This is a genomic window from Phyllobacterium calauticae, assembly GCF_019991125.1.
Classification (GTDB): Bacteria; Pseudomonadota; Alphaproteobacteria; order Rhizobiales; family Rhizobiaceae; genus Phyllobacterium; species Phyllobacterium calauticae.
Map to the genome: position 1 here is coordinate 1 of NZ_JAGENB010000029.1, position 800 is coordinate 800.

At 69.5% G+C, this 800-nt stretch carries 1 protein-coding gene; it reads left to right on the forward strand.

Annotation, left to right across the window (positions count from 1 at the left end; all coding sequences use genetic code 11):
- Positions 1–129 precede the first annotated feature (129 nt).
- On the forward strand, positions 130–573 hold the full coding sequence (locus J1W56_RS25795; protein ID WP_223616141.1) for a hypothetical protein: 444 nt from the start codon (positions 130–132) through the stop codon (positions 571–573).
- Positions 574–800: the final 227 nt, after the last annotated feature.

The window sequence follows — 800 nt, forward strand, 5'->3', positions numbered from 1 at the left end:
GAAGACCACCCCGAATCGATCAGGACACGCCCGGGGTGCATCGAGAGGTAGACGCAGCGAACTGCGCAGGTATAGCGTTCCGTTCATCGCCGGTCCCCACGGCCGGTTCTCAACTCCCTTGGAGGCGTCGTGCCCAACGTCCCTGCCACCCGTGTGTCCACGTCCGAGCGCATCCCGGACGACGTGAAGGACCGCGTCAAGGCCCTGATCCACCAGAAGCTCAACGAGGGTCGCGGAGTCGCCGTGATCCCGATCCGCGACCTCGTCGCCTTCGAGCACGACCTGGACCACCTGAACGGCGACCAGTACGAGGCTCAGCACGTCCTCTCCGCCGTCGCCTTCATGTGCGGCATGGCGAACGCGCAGTTCGTCGAGCTGCCCCTGTGGCCCGACCACTCGGTGGTCCTGGTGCGCGACGAGTACGGGTCCCCCCGGAAGGTCGGGGACCTGCTCCGGGCCCTCCAGGTGGCCCGGGTCGCCGTCACCCAGGACCAGCGCGACGAGGCCGACGAGAAGCTGGCGGACACGCTGCGGGCGATCACCCCCCGCGTCGTCGCCGCTCGTCGCACGTGACCGTAATTCCGTGCACCTAAGCAGCTCAGGAGGCTGTTTCCCGTGAGTAATCTCGCCCAAGACGTCCCCCCCGGCGGTCATCCGTCCGGGGAGGAGGCCCCCCTGGTATCCGTCGCCGGAAGGGGCTGGAGGCTCCCGGAGATGACGCCGACCGCCGCGCGGCTCCTGGCGGTGGCCCTCCTGGAGGAGGCGGAGAGGGTGCAGCCGGCACCCTCGCACGCCGGGGT